This is a genomic window from Catellatospora coxensis, from assembly GCF_016862635.1.
GTDB lineage: Bacteria > Actinomycetota > Actinomycetes > Mycobacteriales > Micromonosporaceae > Catellatospora > Catellatospora coxensis.
In genome coordinates this window covers 20,642-43,403 of sequence record NZ_BONI01000038.1, presented here as the reverse complement: position 1 = coordinate 43,403, position 22,762 = coordinate 20,642, and the positions used below count along the sequence as shown (strand labels likewise).

The following is a 22,762-nucleotide window of genomic DNA, read 5'->3' as shown; positions in this document are numbered from 1 at the left end:
ATGCTCCACGACATTGCTCGCTCGCGAGACTCGCTCGCCTGCTCGCTGCGCTCGCTCATGCCGTCACCCCGCGATCCGCACGGTCGTGCCCGCGCCCCAGATGGCCAGCGACAGGAAGAAGTCGACGATGTTGACCGCGACGATGGCGGTGCGCACCGCGCGGCCGACCGCGATGCCGACGCCCGCCGGGCCGCCGCTCGCGGTGAACCCGTAGTAGCAGTGGATCAGCACCACCAGCACGCTGAACACCAGCACCTTGCCGAACGACCAGAGCACGTCGCCCGGCGGCAGGAACAGGTCGAAGTAGTAGTCGTAGGTGCCCGGGGACTGCCCGAAGTACACGGTGGCGATGCCGCGGGTGGCGATGTAGCTGGCCAGCAGGCCGAGCACGTACAGCGGGATCACCGCGACGAAACCGGCGATCATGCGGGTGGTGACCAGGAACGGCACCGACGGGATCGCCATCACCTCCAGCGCGTCGACCTCCTCGGAGATCCGCATCGCGCCGAGCTGCGCGGTGAACCCGCAGCCCACCGTCGCCGACAGGGCCAGCGCCGCGACCAGCGGCGAGATCTCCCGGGTGTTGAAGTAGGCGGAGATGAAGCCGGTGAAGGCACTGCTGCCGAGCTGGTTGAGCGCCTGGTAGCCCTGCAGCCCGACCTCGGTGCCGGTGAAGAAGGTCAGGAAGCAGATGACGCCGATGGTGCCGCCGACCACGGCCAGGCCGCCGGTCCCGAAGCTGATCTCCGCGAGCAGGCGGGCCACCTCGCGCTTGTACCGGCGCAGCGCGCGCGGCGTCCACGCCGCCGCCTTCAGGTAGAAGGCGAGCTGGCCGCCGAGGTCGTCCAACAGCCGCCACATGTCAGGACCCCTTCTGCGGGACGACCTGGAAGTACACCGCGGTCAGCACGAAGTTCAGCGCGAACAGCAGCATGAAGGTGATCACCACGGACTGGTTGACGGCATCGCCGACGCCCTTGGGCCCGCCCTTGGCGTTCATCCCCAGGTACGTCGCGACCAGCGCGGCGACCAGGCCGAAGACCAGCGCCTTCAGCTCCCCGGAGATCAGGTCGGGCAGCTGCCCGAGCGCCTGGAAGCTGGCCAGGTACGACCCCGGCGTGCCGCCCTGCATGATCACGTTGAAGAAGTAGCCGCCGGACACCCCGACGACGCTCACCACGCCGTTGAGCAGCACCGCGACCAGCATCGAGGCGAGCACCCGCGGCACGACGAGGCGGTGCACCGGGTCGATGCCCAGCACCCGCATCGCGTCCAGCTCCTCGCGGATCTTGCGAGCGCCCAGGTCGGCGCAGATCGCCGAACCGCCCGCCCCCGCGATGATCAGCGCGGTCACGATCGGGCCCGCCTCGCGCACCACCGCCAGCACCGAAGCCGCACCGGTGAACGACTGCGCGCCCAGCTGGCGCACCAGCGAGCCGAGCTGCAGCGCGACCACCGCGCCGAACGGGATCGACACCAGCGCCGCGGGCAGGATCGACACCGACGACAGGAACCACGCCTGCTGCACGAACTCGCGCACCTGCCACGGCCTGCGGAAAAGCGCCCGCAGGGCACTCCCGCAGAAGATCAGGAAGTCGCCGACGGCGACCAGCGCCCTCATGCCTCCGCCTCGCTGCGCCCGGCGGCGGCACGACTTCGGGCCGGCACCATCCGCGCGCTCATGCCCGGTCCTCGTACGTCGGCGGTTCGAACGAGCCCGGTGGCGGGGTCACCCCGTGGGCAGCGCACCACCGGCCCGGCGGGCGCTCGGCGCGGCGCGGGCCGCCGTCGGAGGGGCGCAGCTGCACCGGGATCGGCGGCAGCGCGGCCAGGCGGCGGCCGGAGGCGGCCTCGGCGGCCAGCTCGTCGGCATCCTTCTCCTCGGACATCCCGATCGGGCCGACCCGCTGCGCGTTGAGGAACTGCCGCACCACCGGCTCGGTGCTCGACAGCAGCATCTCTCGCGGCCCGAACATGGCCAGGTGCCCGTGGTAGATCAGCCCGATGTTGTCCGGCACCGTGCGGGCGGTGTTGATGTCGTGCGTGACGATCAGGAACGTCGCGTCGAGCTGCTGGTTCAGATCCACGATCAGCTGGTTCAGGTACGCGGTGCGCACCGGGTCGAGGCCCGAGTCGGGCTCGTCGAACAGCACGATCTGCGGGTCGAGCACCAGCGCGCGGGCCAGGCCCGCCCGTTTGCGCATACCGCCGGAGATCTCGCCGGGCAGCTTGCGCTCCGCGCCGGTCAGGCCGACCATCTCCAGCTTCTCGCCCACGATCACGCGGATCTGCGCCTCGGTCATCCGGGTGTGCTCGCGCAGCGGGAACGCCACGTTGTCGTAGATGTCCATCGAGCCGAACAGCGCGCCGTCCTGGAACAGCACCCCGAACAGCTTGCGCACCTCGTACAGCTCGCGTTCGGGCAGCGCGGGCAGATCCCGGCCCTCGATCCAGATCGAGCCGCGGTCCGGGCGCAGCAGCCCGACCAGCGTCTTCAGGAACACCGACTTGCCCGTCCCGGAGGGCCCGAGCAGCACCGAGATCTCACCCGCGGGCAGCGTCAAGGTCACGTCCGACCACACGGGCGTACGCCCGAACGACTTGGTCAGCCCTTCGACCCGCACCTCGACGCCCACCGCGCTCCCTCCGTAGTCCGCCCTCACATATCGCTGCGGGGGCGCGCGGTGTTACACGAGAATTTCGCGCGATCGGGTCGGCGCGGGTTTCAGTGCCCGGTCGCAGGCCGATAAGGTGCACGTACTCGTACGCGCGGCGCGGCGGTCGGGGACCCGGGGAGGAGGTGTCGTCGCCTTGACCTGGTCGGAGACCGAACTCGTGGCGCGCGCCACCCGTGGCGAGCCCGACGCCACCGCCACCCTGCTGGCGGACGTGCGCCCCGGCGTGATCCGCTACTGCCGGGCCCGGCTCGGGCCGGTCGGCGGCGCGTACACCACCGCCGACGACGTGGCCCAGGACGTCTGCATCGCGCTGCTGCAGGCGCTGCCCCGCTACCGGCAGCAGGGCGTGCCGTTCTCCGCCTTCGTGTACGGCATCTCCGCCCGCAAGGTCGCCGACGCGCAGCGCGCCGCGATGCGCCACCTGTCCGCCGCCGTGCCGTCCCCGCGCACCGAGGCCGACCCGCTCGACCAGCCCGACGACACCCCCGGACCGGAGCAGCAGGCCCTGGACAACGACCAGGCCCGCCGCCTGGCCCGCCTGCTCGACCTGCTCCCCGACCCGCAGCGGGAGATCATCGTGCTGCGGGTCGCCGTCGGCCTGACCGCCGACGAGGTCGGCGTCTCCCTCAACATGTCGGCCGGAGCCGTCCGCGTCGCCCAGTCCCGGGCCCTGGCCCGCCTGCGCGCCCTCGCCGACGACCTGCGCGAGGACGCCGCGCAGCAACCGGCCCTGGAGCGGAGGCCGGCATGAGCGAGCGAATCAGCAGGTTCGGCGATGCCGCCGACGAGCGAAGCGAGGAGGTGGCATGAGCGAGCGCAGCGAGCGAATCAGCAGGTTCGGCGATGCCGCCGACGAGCGAAGCGAGGAGGTGGCATGAGCACGCTGGATCGGGATGACGCGCTGCTGGACGGGCTTGGCCTCGGCGGGGCCGCCCACGCCGACGACCCGCTCGCCGGGATGCTGGCCGCCTGGCGGGCAGACCTCGCCGAGCCGCCGTTCGCACCCGCCCGCGACCTGGACATCGCCGAGCAGGCCGCTCTGGCCGACCCGATCGGCCTGGACTCCGACGACGAGCCGGCAGCCACCGTGCTCCGGCCCGCCGCCACGGGGCCGGCGGGTTCCTCGCGCCCGCCCGGTCGCCGTGGCGGCTTCGCCCGACCCGCGCGAGGCGGGCGCGTGCGCCCAGGCCGGATGCTGCTCGCCGCCGCGCTGCTCGCCGCAGCTCTCGGTGGCGGGGTCGTCCTCGGGGCCGGGGCAGGACAGCCGGGCACCCCGCTGTGGCCGGTCACGCAGCTCGTCTACGCCGAGCGCGCCGACTCCCGCGTCGCCGCGCGGGACACGGCAGAGCTGCTGGCACGGGCCGAACTCGCGTTGCGGGAGCAGCCGTACGGCGACGCCGAGACGCTGCTCCGCCAGGCCTGGGACCGGCTGGGCGGGGTACGCGAGAAGGCGGACCACGAGCGGCTGCGGGCCGAGCTGATGCGGCTGCTGGCCGCCTTCGCCGCGGGAACGTCGCCCACCGCCGCCCCGCTGCCGACGCCCGCACCCTCCGGCTCGCCGGCTCCGTCCGGTGCCACTGCGACGCCTGCCCCGGGCCGGACCGACCGGCCGGCGCCCAGCCCGACCGCGGGCTCGGGCGGCCTCCTGCCGGGCCTGCCGTCGCTGCCGCCGATCCTGCCGTCGCTGCTGCCGGACCTGCCGCTGTTGTGAAACGCCGCAGCTCCACCCGTGCGGGCACGGGCGGAGCTCCGGGTCATCGGGTGCCGGATCAGGGGCAGCTCAGCACCGCGTCGAGCGGGTCGGTGCTGCACAGGTCGAAGCCCGGACCGCCGTCGGCGTTGTCGTTGCCGGACACCCCGTCATCGATCTTGATGAAGTCGGTGCCCTCCTCGCCGTACACCATGTCGTCGCCCTTGCCGCCGCTGATCAGGTCGCGGCCCGGACCGCCGTAGATGACGTCGTTGCCGCCCCGGCCGTTGATGATGTCGTTGCCGCCGAGGCCGCAGATGACGTCGTCGCCGAGGGTGCCGTTGAGGATGTCGGTCCCCTCGGTGCCGGTGATGGTGCATCCCGGAGTGCTCGGGCCGACGGTGGTGAACTCGGTGTCGGCGTTGTTCGTGGTGTCCGGGTCCGGGGTGGCGCTGGTGATGCCGCCGCTGTTCCGGATCCGCCCGGTCGCGGTCAGCCCGACCTGCACGACCAGGGTGAACTCGGCGCTGTCGCCGGAGCTCAGGCTCGACCGGGTCGCCCGCACCTCACCGGTGCCGCCGACCGGCGGGGTGGCCAGCGCCCAGCCGGCCGCCGACGCCGCGAACGACACGAAGGTGGTGCCCGCCGGGATCCCGTCACGCAGCACGACCGACTCAGCCGTGCCGGGACCTTCGTTGCGCACGGCGATGGTGTACGTCAGGTTCGCGCCGGCGGTCACCGGGTCCGGCGCGTCGAACTTCGTGACGGCCAGGTCGGCCTCGGCGGCGGGCGGCGGGCTGTTGCGCGGGTCGGGCGGGCCGGCCGAGAAGTCGACGCTGTTGTCGTCGGTGTCGACCGCCCCGTCGTCGTCGCGCAGCGCGGCGGTGGTGTTGCTCAGCGTCGGCGCGGGGCTGCCCTCGGCGGAGGTCGCCGAGCTGCCGTACCCGACGAAGTCGCGCACCCCGGCGGCCGTGTCGCAACCGATGGCACACGCGAGCGGAGCCGAGGTGGTGACCAGGGCGACCTTGCCCGAGCTGAGGCTCATCGCGATGTCGCCGACGGCGTTCGGGGTCGGCAGCGGCGTCGTGCCGCCGGGACCCTGGGCCTCCTGGACGAGGTAGTACGCGCCGGGGAGGATCTCGCCGCTCAGGGCGGTGGTCTGCCACGTGCTGCCGGCCGCGCTCGCGTACTGGACCGTCCACCCGGTCACGTCGACCGTCATGGAGCCGCGGTTGTACAGCTCGATGAAGTCGTTGGTGTACGTCGCGCCGGTGTTGCCGCCGCCGCCGTACACCTGGCTGATCACGATGTCGGGCGAGACCGCCAGCGCGGGTGCGGGCAGGGACAGTCCAGCGACCCCCGCCGACAGGCTGACCGCGGCGGCCGACGCCGCCCTGCGAACCCACTGACGCATGCGTACCTCCTCGAGCCCCGGACCGGGGACCTGCTGCTCCTGTCCGATCAACTGGGGATGCCCGAGTTGGTTACTTAAAGCGACTATGTGACTACTTATTGCTCAGTCGATGCGGCCGTTGCAGCGCGCCTGCCACAGCTCGCGGCGCGAGTCCCGGGTGTCCAGCTTGCGCAGGCCGGAGACGGCCCAGAACCGCAGGGAGTCGTCGTCGCCGTACAGCTGCTCCCGGAACACCGCCAGTGCCGCCTCCGAGCGCGCCTCGCCGAGCAGCTCCAGCAGCCAGCACCGCAGGCCGCTGTCCGCCCGCTCCTGCTCGAAGGCCTCGATCAGCTCCGGCACGTACTCCGCCGCTCGCGGGGCCAGGCCGTGGAAGCCGTCCTCCATCTCCTGCGGGTCACGCGACCGCATCTGCCGCATGCAGTCCCGGAAGAACTTCGACACCGCCGCACGCTAACCCGCGGCGGCGGCGGGCTCCACGTGGATTTCCGACGGCCAGTCGCCGAGCAGGTGCCGGCGCAGCAGCGCCGCGTGCGACAGCGGGGTACGCAGGTCGGCCGGGTCGCCGTTGAGCGTGTAGTCCAGCAGCACGAGCGTGCCGCTGCCGGCCAGTTCACGCAGCCGCGCCACCTCGGCGGCGGCCGCGCCCTCCAGGACGTGCCGGTACGTCGGCAGGTAGATCTCGCGGCGGGCGTGCTCGTAGCCGAGCAGGATCGTCCCGTGCAGGCCGCGGCGGTGACCCAGCGGCGGGCCGTACGCGGCCGTCGTGCGTTTGAGGCCGCGCATCGCGGTGACGGCCAGCTTGCCCGGGTCCACATCGGCGTGCATGAAGACCTTCAGCGCCTGCCAGACGCCCTCGACGGACTGGCTGGTCACGCCGGGCGTGAACGGCACCGGGATGTCCCCGTGCGGGCAGAACGGGCTCAGCCGCACCCACGGCTGCGGGCCACGCGAGGTCACGTCGACGACCACGGCCCCTGGATACGCCGCCTCGATCGACGCGGCAGCTCGGCGCCTGCTCGCCAAGTGCACGTCCATGGTGTCCTCCCCCACGTGCAGACCGTCACCGCATGATGCGTCTCGGGTACGACACGACGACCGCCACGCCATGCCGCGCGATTAACGGTGACCTATGTTGGTGCTCGTGAAGGATCCTTCGGAGCGGTCGACCGCGTCGCCTACCCGCGAGGCGAGGTCCGGCACGCGCACGCCATCGTCTCCGTCAGCATGCCGACCGTAAGCGACAAGCCACCATGAATCCCCCTCAATGATCATCCGCTGGAAGTTCCACGAACGCTGATGGCTGCCTACATTGGTGATACTGGCCCGTTCGTCAGGATTGGGCGGTCGATCAGTAGGCAGTCGATGTCCGCGCTGGGGTGGGAGCCGTCATGACCGAGCACCATCTGGGTGAGCACATAAGGCGGGTACGCCGACGACGCGGGATTGCGCAGGCCGACCTTGCCGCGCAGGCGGGTGTGTCGGTCGACGTGATCCGTAAGTTGGAACGGGGCCGCAGGCACACAGCGCGGATGGACACGCTCATCCGAATCGCGGCGGCACTCGACCAAACCGTGGCGGACCTCGTGGGCAAGCCCAGAGGGCTCGTGGTCGGCGCCGAGGAGAGCGAGATGTACCGCCTACGCCGCGCCGTGCTCGACGTCATCCCCGCCGAGTCGGAGCCGCCGACGTCGGAGACGCTGCGCATCGAGCTGGGCGAGAACTGGGGGCTGTACTGGGCCGGACGCTACGCACCGCTAGCGCGGGCGCTGCCGTACGGGATCACCGCCGCGCGGGCCGGCGTACGGGCGGCGTGCTCCGGTGCGGAGACGGTTCGCGCCCAGGAGGTGCTGGCCGACTTCCTCCACCTGACCGCATCGCTGCTGGCCCATCTGGCCCACGACGACCTTGCCGCCCTGGCCATGCACCAGGCGCTGACCGCCGCGTACGCCAGTGACAATCCACTGGTGGCGGCGGGGCTGTCGGCGAGCAGGGTGTGGCTGCTCTCTCGGCAGGGCCTGACCGGTGAGGCCGAGAACCTCGCCATGGCCACCGCCCGCGAGGTCGAGCCGCGCATGGGCACCGCGAATGTCGATCAGGTCGCTATCTGGGGTGAGAACCTTCGTTACGGCTGCGTGGCGCTGGCGCGCGGCGGCCGCCACGCCGAGGCCCGCGAGCTGCTGCCACGGTTGGCCGGTGCCGCCGCCCGGATCGAGGCCGAACGCCCGTCCCGACCATGGCAGGCGCGAGTGGAGGACAAGAAAGGCACCGCGCCGCTGGCCGGGCTCGGCTTCGGCGCGACGCTGGCCGGCATAACCGCGGTCACGGTGGCCGCGGCCGACGACCGCTACCGGGAGGCCCTCCGCCTGGAGGCACAGGTCCCGGCCTTCGACTCGATCTCCCCCGCCATGCGATCGAGGCACCTGCTGACCGTCGCCTGGGCCCAGATGGCCGAGTTCCGTTCGGCGGATTCGGTGGGCACGCTACTGCGAGCCGAGAAGCTGGCCCCGGAGATGCTCGCCCACCAGACGATCGCCCGGACGATAGTCACCGAGTTGCTGCCCCGCCGCTCCCGCCAGCGCCTTCCCGGTCTGGCCTCGCTCGCCGCTCGTATGGGCGTACCAACGAGCTGATCAGGCCGGACAACGGCGGGTAGGGCCGGATGTCCTACCCGCCACACCACACCATCGTCTAAGTAGGACAAGCGGCCCTCCCTGCCACCGATCCGCCTGCCTAAGTTCAGCAGGCGGATGTCGGTCACCAGCAGCGAGGGAGGCGCGCATGTCACACCGCGCGGGGTCTCACCCCGGAGCACGAAGCGGTCGGGTACTGGATCGCGGCCAGTTCATCGCGTATGCCCGAAGCCGGATCGACACGGCGACAACCTTGCTGGCCGGGCACGGACCGGTGCCCGGCGGCTGCCGGTGCGGCAGGCCGTGGCCCTGCCCGCAGCAGGAGTCGCTGTCCGCTGTCGCCGAGCACTACGAAGGCAGGCTCGCTCTGCTGGATCTGACGGTCGCACTGCCCGTCGTCACCGCTCGCACCACACCGACCAGCACCGAACCCGTTCGCCGCACCCGGCAGGGGTTGCTGAGGCGGTTCTTCAGCCGGATGCGAACCGGCCGCGTCGAACCCAGCGGTCCGACAGCTCGGTGACCGTGAGCAGGCCGCCGCCTCAAGCACACCGGTCTGCGCGACGCTCGACGCCGGATCCGTGGCCTCATCAGCAAGGCCGGCAGCCGGCGGGCTACAGCGGCGTGCGGGTGTCACCGCGCGCGATCTTCGCCAGGGCGAGGAGGGCGACGGTGATGACGCTGAAGACGCCGATCGTCATCATCGTCTCGTTGATCGCGGTGCGGTCCCAGATGACTCCGGCAGCATCGACGACGGTGCCGGTCTCCGCGGCGAAGAACATCGAGACGGACGCCAGCCCGGTCGCCATGTAGAACAGCACAGGCTGCAGGAGCGACCCGGGTGTGACAGCGGCACCGGGCTTCTCGGCCCGGGTCTGGTGGCCGGCGAGCAGCAGCGCGAAGATCTGGAAGAAGATGTGGGTGACCAACCACCAGCCCAGGTAGTTGGTGTACGGGACACCGAATACACCGCCGCCGTCCTCCCAGATCCAGACATGGTTGACCGTGGAGGCCTGCGAGTCGACCGATACGTCGAACATGGTCATCACGGCGGCCGCGAGGGCGGGCAGCGCGAAGGTGTTGAACCGCCCGGTGCGTTCACGCCAGTTCAGTTGCTCGTCGGCACGGTCCAGCAGAGTGGAGGCGGTCAGCCAGCTGAGGTAGCCCAGGCCGAAGTAGATCGGGCCGATCTCGATCGGGACATGGAACAGCTTGACGCTACCGGTGTAGTGGTAGTCACCGAACGGGAACCCGGTCATGATGCTGAGGTTCTCGAAGAAGTTGCTGACCACGAAGCTTACGGCGAAGAAGGTCAGGAACCGCCGCCAGCCGTAGCGGCAGGTCCCGTGGATCGCCGCGAACGGGACCGCCAGCAGCAGCAGGCCGACCACGGGGGCGGCGCCCGATGTGGCGAGCGGCATCACCAGGGCCACCGTCAGGCCGGCGGCGACCAGCACCCACTGGGTGATGGCGACAGCGCGGCCGCGGCCGTCGGGTGGCGGCACGGGCGCTCCGTCAACCGGCGATGGAACCGACCGGGCTGACGCGCCTCCCGCACCATCCGCAACGACCTGGGTGTTCTCAGCCATGACCTCTCCTTCGTCGGCAAGGTTCGGCCTCAAGACACCGCGCATCCCGCGCCTGGTGACGTTCGGTGAGTCAGATCACTCGCCGGGCACCCGGCCGAAGACACCCTCAGACTTCGGTGACAGTCAGGACACGGGCATTCGGCGCGAGGTCGCCGATCTCGGCGCGCAGTTTGGCGCGGTCCGGGTCGGCCATGTAGTCGTCGAGTCCGGCCCGTGCGGAGAACGAGATCACGTGCACCTCGGCCTCCGGCCCGCGCAGCCGCTGCTCCAGCAGGCCGCCGTGGCGCGGCAGCAGCGCCAGCACGTCGTCCTCGTACCGCTGCACGGTCTCCTCGTGACCGGCCGGGTAGTCCACGACGGCCACCAGCCGCAGCCGCGGCGCGACCGTCGGCCCGTCGAGGCGCTTCCAGAAGTGCACGTCGGATACGTCCCCGGGGTAGCCCTCGGTGCGGCCGGTGGCGACGTATCCGTGGCGGCGGTAGAACTCGGGGGCCTGGAACGTGAACGACGAGACGCTGATCCGGTCGCAGCCGCGGGCACGGGCCTCGTCCTCGGCGGCGGCCAGCAGGCGGCCGCCCCAGCCGTCGCGGCGGTGGTCGGCGTGCACCCACACCATGGAGATCCCGGCGCTGGCACCCCAGGTCCAGCCGGTCAGCCCGGCGATCACCGCGCCGTCCGGGCCGGTCACCCGCACGGACAGGGACCGTTCCTCGTGCACGCCCACCGCGGCGTTGTTGAACGCGGTCAGCTCCCGGTCCAGCAGCGCGGTGAGTTCCTCGTCCTTGTCCCCCACCACCAGCAGCGCGGACGTGTATGCATCGGTCACCCGCGGAGTATCCCCATCTCGATCATCACCGGGCAACCCGGTTCTCACACCGGGTTGGGCTGGAAGCTGGCCGTGATCAGGGCGAACTCGTCGAGGTTGTCCTGCCACTGGGACTCCGGCGTGGACCAGTAGATGGCGTGCGCCTGCTTCGGCCCGGTGACGAACCCGCGGTTGATCACGTGGACCCGCCCGGAGGTGCCCTGGTAGGTGAACTCCCAGTCCGCGCAGGCGATGAAGTAGTCGACCTTGACGATGCGCACCCGGCGGTAGTCGTTCCAGTGGCCCGCGCGCACGCGGTTGCCTTCCTGTCGGGTCCAGTCGGCGACCGGGTCCTTCTTCGGGCTGTCGGACTGGTCGACGAGCAGCAGCCGGCCGCCGTCGGGCTCCTTGAACCGCACGATGGTGCGGTCGCGGGTGACCTTCCACGTGCGCGGCACGGCGACCGCGAAGCCGGTGCGGTCCTTGTACATGTACCAGCCCTCGGGCAGCACCAGCCCGCTCGGCGACGGCGAGGGCAATGCGCTCGGCGAGACCGCGGCGGACGGGCTCGCTGCCGCCGACGGTGACGTGCCGGTGGCGGCGTCGCCGCGCGGCTTGCCACCCAGGCGCGGCACGACCACGACCGCGATCACGGCCAGCACCACGGCCGCCGCCGCGGCGATCACCAGCAGGCGGCTCTTCTGCTGCCGCGCCACGAGCGCGCCCTCCGGCGGGCCCGGCACCTCGGCGGCGCCCACCGCACGATCGGCCGCGTTCGACCCAGCCCGCTGACCGGGCACGGCTGCCGCCGCGGCGGCAGTCTTCGGCTTCGACGCGGCCGGACCGGCCCCTGCTGCGGCGGCCACGGCAGGGGCGGCTCCGGACGCGGCAGGACCACCGGCGGCAGGCGCCTTCGGCCCGGCAGGCGGCTTGGACTTGGCAGATGCCTTGGACTCGGCGGGCACATCGAGCCCGGCAGGCACATCGGACTCGGCAGGCGTCTTCGGTTCGGCGGGCCGCTGCGGGTCGGGCAGCGTCCGGGCCGGTCGCTCGGCTTCGGGGGCGGCCGGCGTGGCGGCGGCCCGTGCGGGCAGCGCCAGGGGCGGAGCGGTCCGTCGCTGGCCGGGAACCGCGCCGGGCCGTACGCCGGAGAGGAAGCCCGCGCCGCCGCGGCGGCCGACGGCGACCCGCAGCAGCACCTGCTCGGCCTCGGCCGCGGTCATGCGCAGGCGCGGGTCCTTGCGCAGCAGGCCCGCCAGCAGCGGTTTGAGCGGCCCCGCCAGCCGTGGCGGGGCGGGCTCCTCGGTGGCGAGCGCGGCGAGCGTCGCCATCGCGTTCGGCCGGGCGTACGGGGACTGGCCCTCGACGGCGGCGTAGAGCGTCGCGCCCAGCGACCACAGGTCGGCGGCAGGCCCGACCGCGCCGCCTTCGACGCGTTCCGGGGAGATGTAGGACGGTGAGCCGAGGATGAGGCCGGTGCGGGTCACGGCAGGGTCGCCGGGCAGGGTGGCCAGGCCGAAGTCGGTGAGCACGACGCGGCCGTCGTCGCCGAGCATGACGTTGCCGGGCTTGACGTCGCGGTGCAGCATGCCCGCGCCGTGCGCGGCCCGCAGCGCGGCGAGCACGCCGAGGCCGATCTCGGCGACCTTGACCGGGGCCAGCCGGCCCTGCTCGCCCATCAGCGCGGCCAGGGACTTGCCCGACAGGTACTCCATGACGATCCAAGGACGACCGTCGACGGTGACGACGTCGAAGATGCGTACCACGTTGGGGTGGCTGAGCCGGGCGATGGCGCGGGCCTCGCGCAGCGAGCGGGCGTTCATCTCGGCGCGCTCGTCCTCGGTGAGGCCGGCCGGGGGGACGACCTCCTTGACCGCGACGTCGCGGTGCAGGGTCTCGTCGCGGGCCAGCCAGACCATGCCCATCCCGCCCTGGCCGAGAGGTTCGAGCAACCGGTACCGGTCTGCGAGGACACGAGGTGGCACAGCGGGCATTCGAGGACCCTACCCAACCGGGTGACGGTGTACACCACGCAGGGAACCCGAGTGTGATCCAGATCTGGTGAGACCTTCGGCCGTATGATGCCAACCGTTCGGCGCACCGCAGACACCGTTCGGCGCGTGTCAGGACGACGAACGGCAAGTCTGACGGCTTGGGCTGCATATCCTCCCTCGCACCGTTGATCCGTCCCCTTCGTGCGAGGAGGCACGTGCCATGGGTGAACCCGCACCCGACCGGCGACCCGGCGATCGCGATCACAGTCCGTGGAACTGGCTGCTGATCGTCCCGATCGTGCTGCCGCTGATCACGACCTTCTACAACGCGTCCAGTCCGGACCTGCTCGGCTTTCCGCGTTTCTACTGGCAGCAGCTGGCCTACATCCTTGTCGGCGTCAGCACCACGACCCTGGTGTACCGGATGACCAAGCTGGCCAAGCGCCGTGACGGGGAGGGCTGAGCCATGTGGCGTGACCATCTCACCGAGATCATCGTCTTCGCGGTGCTGTTCGTCGGCGTGAGCGTGCTGGGCTTCGTGGCCGCCAAGTGGCGGCGGCCGACCGACATGGAGCACCTCGACGAGTGGGGCCTGGGCGGGCGCAACTTCGGCTCGTGGATCACCTGGTTCCTGGTCGGCGGCGACCTCTACACCGCGTACACCTTCGTCGCCGTGCCCGCGCTGGTCTTCGGCGCCGGCGCGATGGGCTTCTTCGCGGTGCCGTACACCGTCATCATCTACCCGCTGTTCTTCCTGGTCCTGGTGCGGTTGTGGTCGGTGTCGCACCGGCACGGCATGGTCACCCCGGCCGACTTCGTCCGCGCCCGGTTCGGCTCGCCGACACTGGCGCTGCTCGTCGCGATCACCGGCATCGTCGCCACCATGCCGTACATCGCGCTGCAGCTCGTCGGCATCGAGGCGGTGCTCAAGACGATGGGCGTCACCGGCGAGTCCACCCTGGCCAGGCACGCGCCGATCATCATCGCGTTCGCCATCCTCGCCGCGTACACCTACCAGTCCGGCCTGCGCGCCCCCGCGCTGATCGCGTTCGTCAAGGACACGCTGATCTACATCGTCATCCTGGTCGCGGTGTTCTGGCTGCCGTCGCAGCTCGGCGGCTGGGGCGCGATCTTCGGCGCGGCGCAGGCCAAGTACGAGGCGAGTCCCGCCCCCGGTGACGGGCTGCTGCTCAACGCCAACAACCAGCTGCAGTACATCACCCTGGCGTTCGGCTCGGCGCTGGCGCTGTTCCTCTACCCGCACTCGGTCACCGGCGTGCTCGCCTCCCGCAACCGCGACGTGATCAAGCGCAACATGTCCGCGCTGCCCGCGTACTCGCTGCTGCTGGGTCTGCTCGCGATGCTCGGCTTCGCCGCGATCGCGGCCGGGGTCAAGCCGCTGCCCGGGGCGAACCCCGGCTCGGTCGACACCAACACGATCGTGCCGGTGCTGTTCGACAAGCAGTTCCCGGACTGGTTCGCGGGCGTCGCGTTCGCTGCGATCGGCATCGGCGCGCTGGTCCCCGCCGCGATCATGTCGATCGCCGCGGCGAACCTGTTCACCCGCAACATTTACAAGGAGTACCTCAACCGCGAGGCCAGCCCCGCCCAGGAGGCCAAGGTCAGCAAGGTCGCCTCGCTGGTGGTCAAGGTCGGCGCGCTGCTGTGCATCGTGCTGCTCGACCCGCAGTTCTCCATCGACCTGCAGCTCATCGGCGGCGTGATCATCCTGCAGACGCTGCCGTCGGTGGCGCTGGGCCTGTTCACCCGCTGGTTCCACAAGGGCGCGCTGATCACCGGCTGGGTCGCGGGCATGGGCCTGGGCATGTGGATGCTGTACCAGATCGCCAACCCGGCGACCGGGCGCATGCACTTCGCCGGCTCGGCGTTCCCGCTGGAGAAGTTCGGCTTCGACACCAAGGCGACTATCTACGTCGGTTTCGTCGCGGTGCTGGTCAACATCATTTTCGCGGTACTGGCGACGCTGGTGCTGCGGGCCGGGAAGGTGACCGACGGGCCCGACGCCACCGAGCACGACGACTACTTCGTCGACGAGGACTCGCCCCGGCGCGGCATCGACTCCGAAGGGGAGCCGGTGGCCGTCGCGTGAGCCGTGCTGGCCGCCGCGGGCATCGTACGCGGCGGCGCGCACGGCCAAGGGTGGGCGCGGAGGTCCCCCGCGCCCACCCTTTTTCCATCGCTACTGCAGGTAGCCCTCGACCTGCTTGACGTCGCCGGCCTTCGCGTCGTCCGGGTTCTCCCCCGCGTCCCTGAGCGCGCGGCGGCGGCGCAGCAGGTCCCAGCACTGGTCGAGGGTCTCCTCCAGCGACCGGAGCCGGGCGGACTCGGTCTCGGGGTCGATCGCGCCGTGCACCCGCTTGGTCCGCAGGTCGTGCTCCTCGGCGACCAGCGAGTCGATCCGCTCGAAGATCTGCTTCTCGTCCATGCCTCCAGCCTCGCACGCCCCGCCCCACCCCGCCCGCCGATCCGGCGGCCTCCCCGACGCGTTTTGCATCGACGTTGGCCTATCACATCGACTGGGGCGGCGAAATTCTCGACGTGATAGGCCGACGTCTATCGAGAGCGGGGCTGGGCGGCGGGCGGGTGCGGCGCGACGCGGCGCGACGCGGGGCGACCAGGGCGCGGGGTCAGCCGAGCCAGCCGTAGAGGCGGTCGACGTGGATGCGGACGGCCAGGCGGCCGTCGGCGACCATCGCGGCCCGGTACTCGGCCCAGTCGGGGTGCTCGCCGCGGATCTCCCGATACAGCTCCACCAGCTCCTCCACGGCCGCGTCGAACGGCTCCGCGGCGATGGCGGACAGCTCGGCGAGCCCCTCCGCGACGGCGTACGTCCCGCCGCCCGGAGTCGTCACGTAGAAGCTGGCGCGAGGGTCACGGCGCAGGTTGCGCACCTTGGCCCGGTCGGCCGTGCTGGAGAACCGGATCACGCCGTCCCCGGCCAGGTAGTCGACGTTGGACAGCTGCGGCCGCCCGTCGCGCTTGATCGTGGCCAGCACGCCCCGGCCGGTACGCCCGATGACCTGCCACAGCCGGTCCTGCCCGCTCATGCCTTCTCCTCACTGCGCTCGTCGGCGGCATGTGCAAGCCTGCTGACTCGCTCGCGCTGCTCGCTCAAGCCCGCACCCCGTCCCGCCGTCGCCGTCACGCCGCGACCCGGGCGGCCGCCATCAGCTCGGCCATCAGCCGCAACTCGTCCAGCATGCCCCGCGCCGAAGCCTCCATGGCGGGGTTCGGCACGAGCGCGCCGTCGGCGTCGACGGCCTGGCGCAGGTGAATGTTGACCGATTCGGCCAGCGGGACCATGCGCAGCGCGCCGAGCACCGGCTTGAGCTGCTCGACCGCCCGCATGCCGGCCGAGGACATGCCGTAGCTGACGAAGCCCGCGGGCTTGTGGTGCCACTCGCGGTAGAGGTAGTCCAGGGCGTTCTTCAGGGGCGCGCTGTAGCCGCGGTTGTACTCCGGCATCACGAACACGAACGCGTCGGCGGCGTCGGTGGTCTCGCTCCAGCGCCGGGTGTGCTCGTGGGCGTACGGCCCGCCGTCGACGGGCTGGCCGGGCTCGTCGTGGAACGGCAGATCCAGCTCGGCGAGATCGACGACGCGCACGTCGAACCCGCCGTGGGCGGCGGCGACCCCGGCGAACCAGGCGCCGATGACGTGGCCGACCCGTCCGGGCCGGGTCGAGGCGACGACGACGTTGAGGCGAGGAAGCTCTGTTGACATGTCACCAACCTAGCGGCGCGGTTGGTGACATGTCAACAAGGGGGTATGGTGACCCGGTGACCGAACCCCGCTGGCTCGACGAGAAGCAGGCCCGCGCCTGGCGCGGTTACCGGCGCATGCGCGCCCTGCTCGACCTGCAGATCACCCGCGACCTGGCCGCCGACAGCGGGCTGTCCGACGCCGACTACGACGTGCTGTCCAACCTGTCGGAGACCTCGCCGCACCGGCTGCGGCTCACCGAGCTGGCCACCACCATGCTCTGGTCCAAGAGCCGCCTGTCGCACCACCTCACCCGGATGCAGCAGCGCGGCCTGGTCGACCGGGAGGAGTGCGCGGGAGACGCGCGCGGCTCGATCATCGTGCTGACCGAGGCCGGCCTCCGCGCCATCGAGGAGGCGGCCCCCCACCACGTCGCCTCGGTCCGCCGCCACCTGATCGATCTGCTCACCGAAGACGAGATCGCCGCCCTCGACTCCCTCACCCACCGCGTCATCACCCGCCTCACCACGCCCACCTGACCCCGCCACCGCCAAACCCCCAGCCCACCCGCTCCGCGAGGATGGCAAGGTGCCCTTCCGCTACGAATAGCGACAAGAAGGTGCCCTTCCTTCGTTTCGGGTCGTCTAACCTGGACCGCGGGTTCGGGATGAAGCGGCGAGGGGACGGGTATGGGCGGGACGGCGCTGGTCACCGGGGGTACGGGCGGGCTCGGGGCGGCGGTGACGGCGACGTTGCTGGAGCGGGGCTGGCGGGTGGTGGTGCCGTGGTACGCGGAGTCGGAGCTGGCGCGGGTGCCCGCGGGCGCGGACGGGCTCGTGCTGGTGCAGGCGGACCTGACCGACGCCGCCTCGGTGGGCGTGTGCGCGGCGCGGGCCGCCGCCGACCCCGACCGGCCGCTGCGGGCCGTGGTGAACCTCGTCGGCGGGTTCGCGATGGGCGGGCGGGTGCACGAGACCCCGGTCGAGCAGTTCGAGGCGCAGCTGCGGCTGAACCTGCGCCCGGCGTACCTGGTCTGCCAGGCGACGCTGCCGCACCTGGTCGGGGCGGGCGGCGGGGCGATGGTGCTGGTGTCGAGCCAGGCGGTGCGCAAGCCGTTCAGCGGCGCGGCCGGTTACCTGACCGCGAAGACCGCCGTGCTGGGACTGGCCGGCGCGCTGCATGCCGAGTACGGCAAGGACGGCGTACGGGTCAACACGATCCTGCCCGGCGTCATCGACACCCCGGCCAACCGCGCGGACATGCCCGACGCCGACCGCAAGGGCTGGACCGCCCCGGCCGACATCGCCGACACGGTCGCCTACCTGTGCTCCGACGCCTCCCGGGCCGTGCGCAACGCCCAGCTCAACGTCTGAGCGCCGTCAGGACCTGCCGTCGCGGTTGTAGAGGCCGCCCTCGACGAACATCATCCTGGCCACCGGGTGGCCGGCCTCCGAGGCCATCCGGAACCACTGCTCGGCGGCTTCGAGCCCGCTGCGCTGGTCGGCCAGGCGGCCCATGTCGAACATCGCCTCGCGGTCGCCGGCCCAGGCCGACCTGCTCAGCCAGTGCTCGGCCCCGTCCCAGTCGCCGGACACCTTGAGCATGCTGCCCAGCGCCCGCATCGCGACCGGGTCGCCCTTCTCCGCGGCCGCCCGCATGAGGTCCATGTCCCGCAGCATGCGCCGGGTCATGATCGCGCGCATGCCGAACCGGCCCGCCGAGCGCATCCAGATCACGATGACGCCGAGGGCCCAGGCGATCCAGCCCACCGTGGTCAGCGTGCCGTTGTCGATCGACAGGCCCCAGACGACGAGCACGGTGCCGAACACCAGGAACAGCATGATTTCCTCCCCAGGACCAGCTGTAACGTTCCCAACACGATGAGTCAGTGTCAAGTGGACGGTGCGCGACGGGGTAAGCATCGCATCAGCCACCGACCAAAAAGAGCGCCTGGTACAGGCGTGGCCGGGCACCTCGGCGGAAGTCCCCGCCCCGGGCCGGTCCGGAGCCTGCTCAGCCGAGGTCGGGGTGTGGCAGGTAGCGGTCCAGGGCCACCGGGTCACCGTCACCGGACAGGAACTGATCCAGGTCGGCGATGGTGAACCGGGCCGCCAGCAGCAGTGGCAGCAGCGGGTTCGGGCCGAACACGCACAGTCTGGCGGCGCCTGCCGCGCGATGCCGGGCCAGCACCGCCAGCACCGCGTCCGCGCAGGCCTGGGTGGTACGCCCCCCGGCGGGTCCGACGAGCAGCACCCCGCCCGACTCGCGCGCCATCGCGTAGCCGTCACCGAGCCGGTAGGCGCTCACCCCGGGCAGCCCGGCGTACCAGGCGAGGTCGGCGGCGCGGCGGCCGCCTGAGACGTCCGCGTCGAGGCCGGCGATCTCCGTCGGGGTCACGGCAGCCGGACGCGACCCGTGGCCGGGTAGGGCGTCGAGCGGGCCGCGCAGGTACAGCAGTGGACTGACCGGGCGCATGCCCTGCCGTACGTAGAGCGCGAGCGCCCGCGGGTCCGACGAGGCGAAGGTGACCCGGGGCGCGTCGCGGGGCAGCAGCGACTCCAGCAGGGACCGGCCCAGGCCCGAGGACTGGTGTTCCGGCAGCACGAACAGGTCGGCCAGGTGCAGCAGGCCGCCGCGGGCGAAGGTCGCCCCGAAGCCGGCCACGGCGTCCCCGGCGAACCCGGCATGCAGGCGGCCGTTGGCCATTTCACGGTCCAGGTAGTCGGGGCGCTGCGGCCAGCCGCTCAGGTTGCCGAAGCGGTTCGCGACGGCGCGCACGCCGGCCAGGTCGGCCGCGCTCGCCTGCCGCACGGAGTACACATGAGCAGCCTAGACGGCGGATCCGGGCACCGGCGGCAGCGCGGCCCTTGACGCAGACTATTCACTCGATGAATAGTGGTCGGCATGTCAGCGTCCTATGTGTTGCTGGGGCTGCTGGCGCGGGGGCCGATGCACGGTTACGAGCTGAAACATGCTTACGACCAGCGGTTGCCCCGCGCCAAGCCACTCGCGTTCGGACAGGTCTACAGCACCCTCGGCCGGCTCGAACGCGACGGCCTCGTCACCCAGGCCGGGCAGGACCAGGCCGGCGGACCGGAGCGTACGACCTTCGCCATCACCGGCGAGGGCCGCGCCGCGCTCGAAGCCTGGCTGAGCGACGTCGAGGCGCCCGCCCCGTACGTCACCAGCGCCCTGCTCAGCAAGGTCGTCGTCGCGCTGCTCGTCGCCGACCCCGCCCGCGCCACCGAGTACCTGAGCGCCCAGCAGCAGGCGCACACCACCCGCATGCGCGAGCTCACCCGGCTCAAGTCCGACCAGGACCTCACCGTGGGCGACCACATCGCCGTGGACTACGCCCTCACCCACCTCGACGCGGACCTGCGCTGGCTGCAGAGCGCGCTGCACCGCGTCGCCGACCTGCACCGGGAGGTGCGATCATGAGCCCGATCCTGACCGCCCGCGACGTGACCAAGACCTTCGGCGTCCAGCCCGCGCTGCGCGGCGTGGACCTCGACCTGCACGAGGGCGAGATCGTCGCGGTACGCGGCCGCAGCGGCTGCGGCAAGTCCACGCTGCTGCACTGCTTGAGCGGCATCATCCGGCCCGACGGCGGGCAGGTGCACTTCCGGGGCGAACGCCTCGACGACACCGGCGAGGCCCACCGCAGCGAGCTGCGCCGCACCCGGTTCGGCGTGCTGCTGCAGCACGGCCACCTGGTCGCGGAACTCACCGCGGCGGAGAACGTGGCGCTGCCGCTGCTGCTCGGCGGCGGTTCGCGCCGGGCCGCGCTGGCCGCGGCGGCCACCTGGCTGGGACGGCTCGGCGTGGCGGAGGCCGCCGAGCAGATCCCGGGCCGGCTGTCCGGCGGGCAGTCGCAGCGGGTCGCGCTGGCCCGCGCCATGGTGACCCAGCCCGAGGTGCTGTTCGCCGACGAACCCACCGGGGCGCTGGACTCCCTGGCCGGCGAGCTGGTGATGCAGCTGCTCACCCGGGTCGCCCGGGAGCAGGGCACGGCCGTCGTGGTGGTCACCCACGACGCGACGATCGCCGCGTACGCCGAGCGGGAGCTGGTGCTGCGCGACGGCGCGGTGGACCCGACCGGGCTGGGCGTCGCCGTCGGGACGGGCGCGTGAGGCCCGGGGTGCTGGTGCGGCTGGCCGTGGCGGGCACGCGCACCGACCGGGTGCGGGTGGCGCTGACCATCGCCACGGCGACCCTGGCGACCGTGATGTTGCTGGTCGCGGCGACCGTGCTGGCCGTCGACGTGCCGGAGCCGCGATACCAGGTGGTCCTGCTGAACCACTTCGACCTGCGGCAGACCGTCGCGGCGACGCTGCTGCTGGTGAGCCTGCCGGTGCTCGCGCTGGCCGCGCAGGCGGGCCGCATCGGCGCACCGGCCCGGCAGCGCCGCCTCGCCGCGCTGCGGCTGGCCGGGGCGACCCCGCGCCAGGTCGTCACGATCGCGGCGGCCGAGACCGGCGTCGCCGCCGCGCTCGGCACCGGGCTGGGGCTGGCCGCCTGCCTCGCCGGGCGGGTGCTGCTGCACCAGCGCAACCCGGACGGCCGGCTCTGGCTGCCGACCGACGTGTCGCCGTGGCCCTGGCTGCTCGTGCTGATCCTGGTGGGGCTGCCCGTGGCCGCCGCCTCCGTGGCCGCGCTGCTGCTGCGGCACATGCAGCACTCACCGCTCGGCGTGGCCCGGGCCGCCGAGACGCCGGTGCCGAAGCCGTGGCCGCTGCTGTTCGTGCCACTCGGTTTCGCGGTCTTCGCGGTGGTCGAGACCCGCGACGGCATGAGCGGTTCGGTGGTACTGCGGCTGTTCTTCGGTGGCGCGGTGACCGCGGCCGGGCTGGTGCTCGGCATGGCCTGGCTGAGTCACCAGGCCGGCCGGCTGCTGCACCGGGTAGGCCGCGGACCCGCGACGCTGCTGGCCGCCCGCCGGCTGACCGCAGACCCGTGGAGCGGCAGCCGCACCGTCGGCGTCCTGCTGGTGTGCGGGCTGGTCGCGGGCGGCGGCCTCGGTATGCGCGACCACTACGCGGCGCAGCTGCGGATCTGGTTGCGCCATGAGCCGCCGCCGGAGCTGATGGAGCGGGTGCGGCAGGGCGAGCCGATCGACCCCTTCTTCGCCAGTGGGCTCAAGGGGATCAGCCTGGCGGTCGGTGTCGCCGCCGCGATCGCCGCGATCGGCGTGCTGACGGCGCTGCTGGAGGCCGTCGCGGCGCGGCGGCGGGCCTTCGCGACGCTCACCGCCGCCGGGGTACGCCGACGCGTGCTGGCACAGGCACTGCTCTGGCAGGCGGTGCTGCCGGTCGCGCTGATGATGCCCGCCGCCGTCCTACTCGGCGCGGGCATGGTCCAGCAGATCCTGCCCGAGATGTACGACACCGTGTTCACGGAGGTCCCGGACCCCGCCTGCACGGGCGGAGCCTGCCGGAGCGAGATGCGCATCGAGTACCGGTACGAGACGTGGTTCGTCGACTGGACCGAGGTCGCCCTGGTCAGCGCAGCGGGCATCGGGTTGGTGGCACTGATCGCGGGCCTGGCCGCGGCGACCCTGCGCACCCGCACCGATCTCCAGGACCTGCGGACCGCCTGAGCCACGGCCCGTTCCCGGATCATGCCGTCACGGGGCGGCGTGACCCGGGACCGGGCCGATCAGATCGCCGACCGCGGCGCGCAGGTTGTCGCGGGCCGCCTCGGGCGCGCCGAGGTAACCCGCGACCATCGCCCCGTCGCGCAGCATGACCAGGGTGTCCGCGCCCAGCGGCGGGTCTGCGTACCCCATGGTGGTCAGCAGGTCGACCAGGGCCGCACGGAACCACCCGCGGTGGGCCAGCACCGCCTGGTGCACGGGGTGGGCCGGGTCCGGGAACTCGGCGGCGGCGTTGATGAACGGGCAGCCCCGGAACCCGGGCGCGCAGATGTCCGCGCCGATGCCGTCGACGAGCAGACCCAACAGCTCCCACGGATCCCGGACGTGCCCGACGGCCGCGTCCAGGCGGGCCCGGATCGCCGCGTCGGCGTGCTCGACGTACGCGCGGACCAGGTCGTCCTTGCCGGGAAAGTGGCGGTAGAAGGTGGCGCGGGTGACCTGCGCCTGCTCGATCACCCGGTCCACGCCGACCGCGTGGACGCCCTCGGCGTAGAAGACCTGCGCCGCGGCCGCGAGCAGGCGCTCGCGGGCAGCGGAAGGCCGAACGATCATCTCGGTCACCTGACCAGGGTAGGGACCCGGG

Annotated in this window: 25 protein-coding genes; 10 read left to right on the top strand and 15 right to left on the bottom strand. The window is 72.1% G+C overall.

The genetic code is table 11. The features are described 5' to 3' along the window. Positions 1-63 precede the first annotated feature (63 nt). Genes Cco03nite_RS22245 through Cco03nite_RS22235 form a run of 3 tightly spaced genes read right to left on the bottom strand, consistent with a single transcriptional unit; the run spans position 64 to position 2,636 of the window. The gene (locus Cco03nite_RS22245; RefSeq protein WP_203694108.1) at positions 64-861 is read right to left on the bottom strand and encodes an MlaE family ABC transporter permease; all 798 of its coding nucleotides are present in this window, start codon (positions 859-861) and stop codon (positions 64-66) included. 1 nt (position 862) lies between these two features. Continuing rightward, entirely contained in the window at positions 863-1,621 is a 759-nt protein-coding gene (locus tag Cco03nite_RS22240; RefSeq protein ID WP_203694107.1) for an MlaE family ABC transporter permease, read from the bottom strand. Positions 1,622-1,679: 58 nt separating this feature from the next. Next, positions 1,680-2,636, bottom strand: a complete 957-nt coding sequence (locus Cco03nite_RS22235; RefSeq protein ID WP_203694106.1) for an ABC transporter ATP-binding protein — start codon at positions 2,634-2,636, stop codon at positions 1,680-1,682. A 175-nt stretch (positions 2,637-2,811) separates the two neighbouring features. Here Cco03nite_RS22235 and shbA point away from each other — a divergent pair, with 175 nt between their 5' ends. Both shbA and Cco03nite_RS22225 read left to right on the top strand, forming a co-directional pair. Beyond that, entirely contained in the window at positions 2,812-3,429 is a 618-nt protein-coding gene (gene shbA, locus Cco03nite_RS22230) for an RNA polymerase sigma factor ShbA (protein ID WP_203694105.1), read from the top strand. Positions 3,430-3,552: 123 nt separating this feature from the next. Continuing rightward, positions 3,553-4,389, top strand: a complete 837-nt coding sequence (locus Cco03nite_RS22225) for a hypothetical protein (RefSeq protein WP_203694104.1) — start codon at positions 3,553-3,555, stop codon at positions 4,387-4,389. A 58-nt stretch (positions 4,390-4,447) separates the two neighbouring features. Here Cco03nite_RS22225 and Cco03nite_RS22220 read toward each other — a convergent pair whose 3' ends face one another. The 3 genes from Cco03nite_RS22220 to Cco03nite_RS22210 all read right to left on the bottom strand — a co-directional run bounded on the left by Cco03nite_RS22220 (position 4,448) and on the right by Cco03nite_RS22210 (position 6,817). Beyond that, positions 4,448-5,782, bottom strand: coding sequence for a lamin tail domain-containing protein (locus Cco03nite_RS22220; RefSeq protein WP_203694103.1), 1,335 nt, complete (start codon positions 5,780-5,782; stop codon positions 4,448-4,450). A gap of 102 nt (positions 5,783-5,884) precedes the next feature. Next, positions 5,885-6,223, bottom strand: coding sequence for a HEAT repeat domain-containing protein (locus Cco03nite_RS22215; protein ID WP_239167566.1), 339 nt, complete (start codon positions 6,221-6,223; stop codon positions 5,885-5,887). A gap of 9 nt (positions 6,224-6,232) precedes the next feature. Beyond that, on the bottom strand, positions 6,233-6,817 hold the full coding sequence (locus Cco03nite_RS22210; RefSeq protein WP_203694102.1) for a DUF6939 family protein: 585 nt from the start codon (positions 6,815-6,817) through the stop codon (positions 6,233-6,235). Positions 6,818-7,170: 353 nt separating this feature from the next. Here Cco03nite_RS22210 and Cco03nite_RS22205 point away from each other — a divergent pair, with 353 nt between their 5' ends. Next, positions 7,171-8,412: a helix-turn-helix domain-containing protein gene (locus Cco03nite_RS22205; protein ID WP_203694101.1), complete on the top strand. Its 1,242-nt coding sequence runs from the start codon at positions 7,171-7,173 to the stop codon at positions 8,410-8,412. 614 nt (positions 8,413-9,026) lie between these two features. Here the strand turns inward: Cco03nite_RS22205 and Cco03nite_RS22200 are convergent. The 3 genes from Cco03nite_RS22200 to Cco03nite_RS22190 form a co-directional block, all read right to left on the bottom strand. Then, the gene (locus Cco03nite_RS22200) at positions 9,027-9,917 is read right to left on the bottom strand and encodes a carotenoid biosynthesis protein (RefSeq protein ID WP_203694100.1); all 891 of its coding nucleotides are present in this window, start codon (positions 9,915-9,917) and stop codon (positions 9,027-9,029) included. Positions 9,918-10,107: 190 nt separating this feature from the next. Further along, on the bottom strand, positions 10,108-10,827 hold the full coding sequence (locus tag Cco03nite_RS22195) for a GNAT family N-acetyltransferase (protein WP_239167564.1): 720 nt from the start codon (positions 10,825-10,827) through the stop codon (positions 10,108-10,110). A gap of 44 nt (positions 10,828-10,871) precedes the next feature. Continuing rightward, entirely contained in the window at positions 10,872-12,800 is a 1,929-nt protein-coding gene (locus tag Cco03nite_RS22190) for a serine/threonine-protein kinase (protein WP_203694099.1), read from the bottom strand. A 220-nt stretch (positions 12,801-13,020) separates the two neighbouring features. Here Cco03nite_RS22190 and Cco03nite_RS22185 point away from each other — a divergent pair, with 220 nt between their 5' ends. Together Cco03nite_RS22185 and mctP are read left to right on the top strand one after the other, a co-directional pair. Beyond that, complete coding sequence (locus Cco03nite_RS22185) at positions 13,021-13,263, top strand: DUF3311 domain-containing protein (protein ID WP_203694098.1); 243 nt, start codon at positions 13,021-13,023, stop codon at positions 13,261-13,263. A gap of 3 nt (positions 13,264-13,266) precedes the next feature. Then, positions 13,267-14,910, top strand: a complete 1,644-nt coding sequence (gene mctP, locus Cco03nite_RS22180) for a monocarboxylate uptake permease MctP (protein ID WP_203694097.1) — start codon at positions 13,267-13,269, stop codon at positions 14,908-14,910. Positions 14,911-15,000: 90 nt separating this feature from the next. Here the strand turns inward: mctP and Cco03nite_RS22175 are convergent, their stop codons facing one another. The 3 genes from Cco03nite_RS22175 to Cco03nite_RS22165 all read right to left on the bottom strand — a co-directional run bounded on the left by Cco03nite_RS22175 (position 15,001) and on the right by Cco03nite_RS22165 (position 16,544). After that, positions 15,001-15,246: a DUF2630 family protein gene (locus Cco03nite_RS22175; RefSeq protein WP_203694096.1), complete on the bottom strand. Its 246-nt coding sequence runs from the start codon at positions 15,244-15,246 to the stop codon at positions 15,001-15,003. 202 nt (positions 15,247-15,448) lie between these two features. Then, complete coding sequence (locus Cco03nite_RS22170; RefSeq protein ID WP_203694095.1) at positions 15,449-15,868, bottom strand: PPOX class F420-dependent oxidoreductase; 420 nt, start codon at positions 15,866-15,868, stop codon at positions 15,449-15,451. Between the two features lie 94 nt (positions 15,869-15,962). Further along, a complete protein-coding gene (locus tag Cco03nite_RS22165) occupies positions 15,963-16,544 on the bottom strand; it encodes an NADPH-dependent FMN reductase (protein ID WP_203694094.1) in 582 nt (193 codons plus the stop codon). Positions 16,545-16,600: 56 nt separating this feature from the next. Between Cco03nite_RS22165 and Cco03nite_RS22160 the strand changes: the two genes are divergently transcribed. After that, complete coding sequence (locus Cco03nite_RS22160) at positions 16,601-17,062, top strand: MarR family winged helix-turn-helix transcriptional regulator (protein ID WP_203694093.1); 462 nt, start codon at positions 16,601-16,603, stop codon at positions 17,060-17,062. A gap of 150 nt (positions 17,063-17,212) precedes the next feature. After that, entirely contained in the window at positions 17,213-17,896 is a 684-nt protein-coding gene (locus tag Cco03nite_RS22155; protein ID WP_203694092.1) for an SDR family NAD(P)-dependent oxidoreductase, read from the top strand. Between the two features lie 6 nt (positions 17,897-17,902). Here the strand turns inward: Cco03nite_RS22155 and Cco03nite_RS22150 are convergent, their stop codons facing one another. Then, positions 17,903-18,364 (bottom strand): tetratricopeptide repeat protein, encoded by a 462-nt coding sequence (locus tag Cco03nite_RS22150; RefSeq protein ID WP_203694091.1) that lies wholly within the window; start codon positions 18,362-18,364, stop codon positions 17,903-17,905. A 172-nt stretch (positions 18,365-18,536) separates the two neighbouring features. Next, entirely contained in the window at positions 18,537-19,343 is an 807-nt protein-coding gene (locus tag Cco03nite_RS22145) for a GNAT family N-acetyltransferase (RefSeq protein ID WP_203694090.1), read from the bottom strand. Between the two features lie 84 nt (positions 19,344-19,427). On the opposite strand from Cco03nite_RS22145, the gene Cco03nite_RS22140 reads away from it, so the two are divergent. Genes Cco03nite_RS22140 through Cco03nite_RS22130 form a run of 3 tightly spaced genes read left to right on the top strand, consistent with a single transcriptional unit; the run spans position 19,428 to position 22,122 of the window. Next, on the top strand, positions 19,428-19,964 hold the full coding sequence (locus Cco03nite_RS22140) for a PadR family transcriptional regulator (RefSeq protein WP_203694089.1): 537 nt from the start codon (positions 19,428-19,430) through the stop codon (positions 19,962-19,964). Further along, the gene (locus Cco03nite_RS22135; protein WP_203694088.1) at positions 19,961-20,656 is read left to right on the top strand and encodes an ABC transporter ATP-binding protein; all 696 of its coding nucleotides are present in this window, start codon (positions 19,961-19,963) and stop codon (positions 20,654-20,656) included. Before Cco03nite_RS22140 ends, Cco03nite_RS22135 begins: the two co-directional genes overlap by 4 nt. Continuing rightward, on the top strand, positions 20,653-22,122 hold the full coding sequence (locus Cco03nite_RS22130; RefSeq protein WP_203694087.1) for an FtsX-like permease family protein: 1,470 nt from the start codon (positions 20,653-20,655) through the stop codon (positions 22,120-22,122). Before Cco03nite_RS22135 ends, Cco03nite_RS22130 begins: the two co-directional genes overlap by 4 nt. Positions 22,123-22,149: 27 nt before the next feature. Here Cco03nite_RS22130 and Cco03nite_RS22125 read toward each other — a convergent pair whose 3' ends face one another. Then, entirely contained in the window at positions 22,150-22,731 is a 582-nt protein-coding gene (locus tag Cco03nite_RS22125; protein WP_203694144.1) for a TetR/AcrR family transcriptional regulator, read from the bottom strand. Positions 22,732-22,762 lie beyond the last annotated feature (31 nt).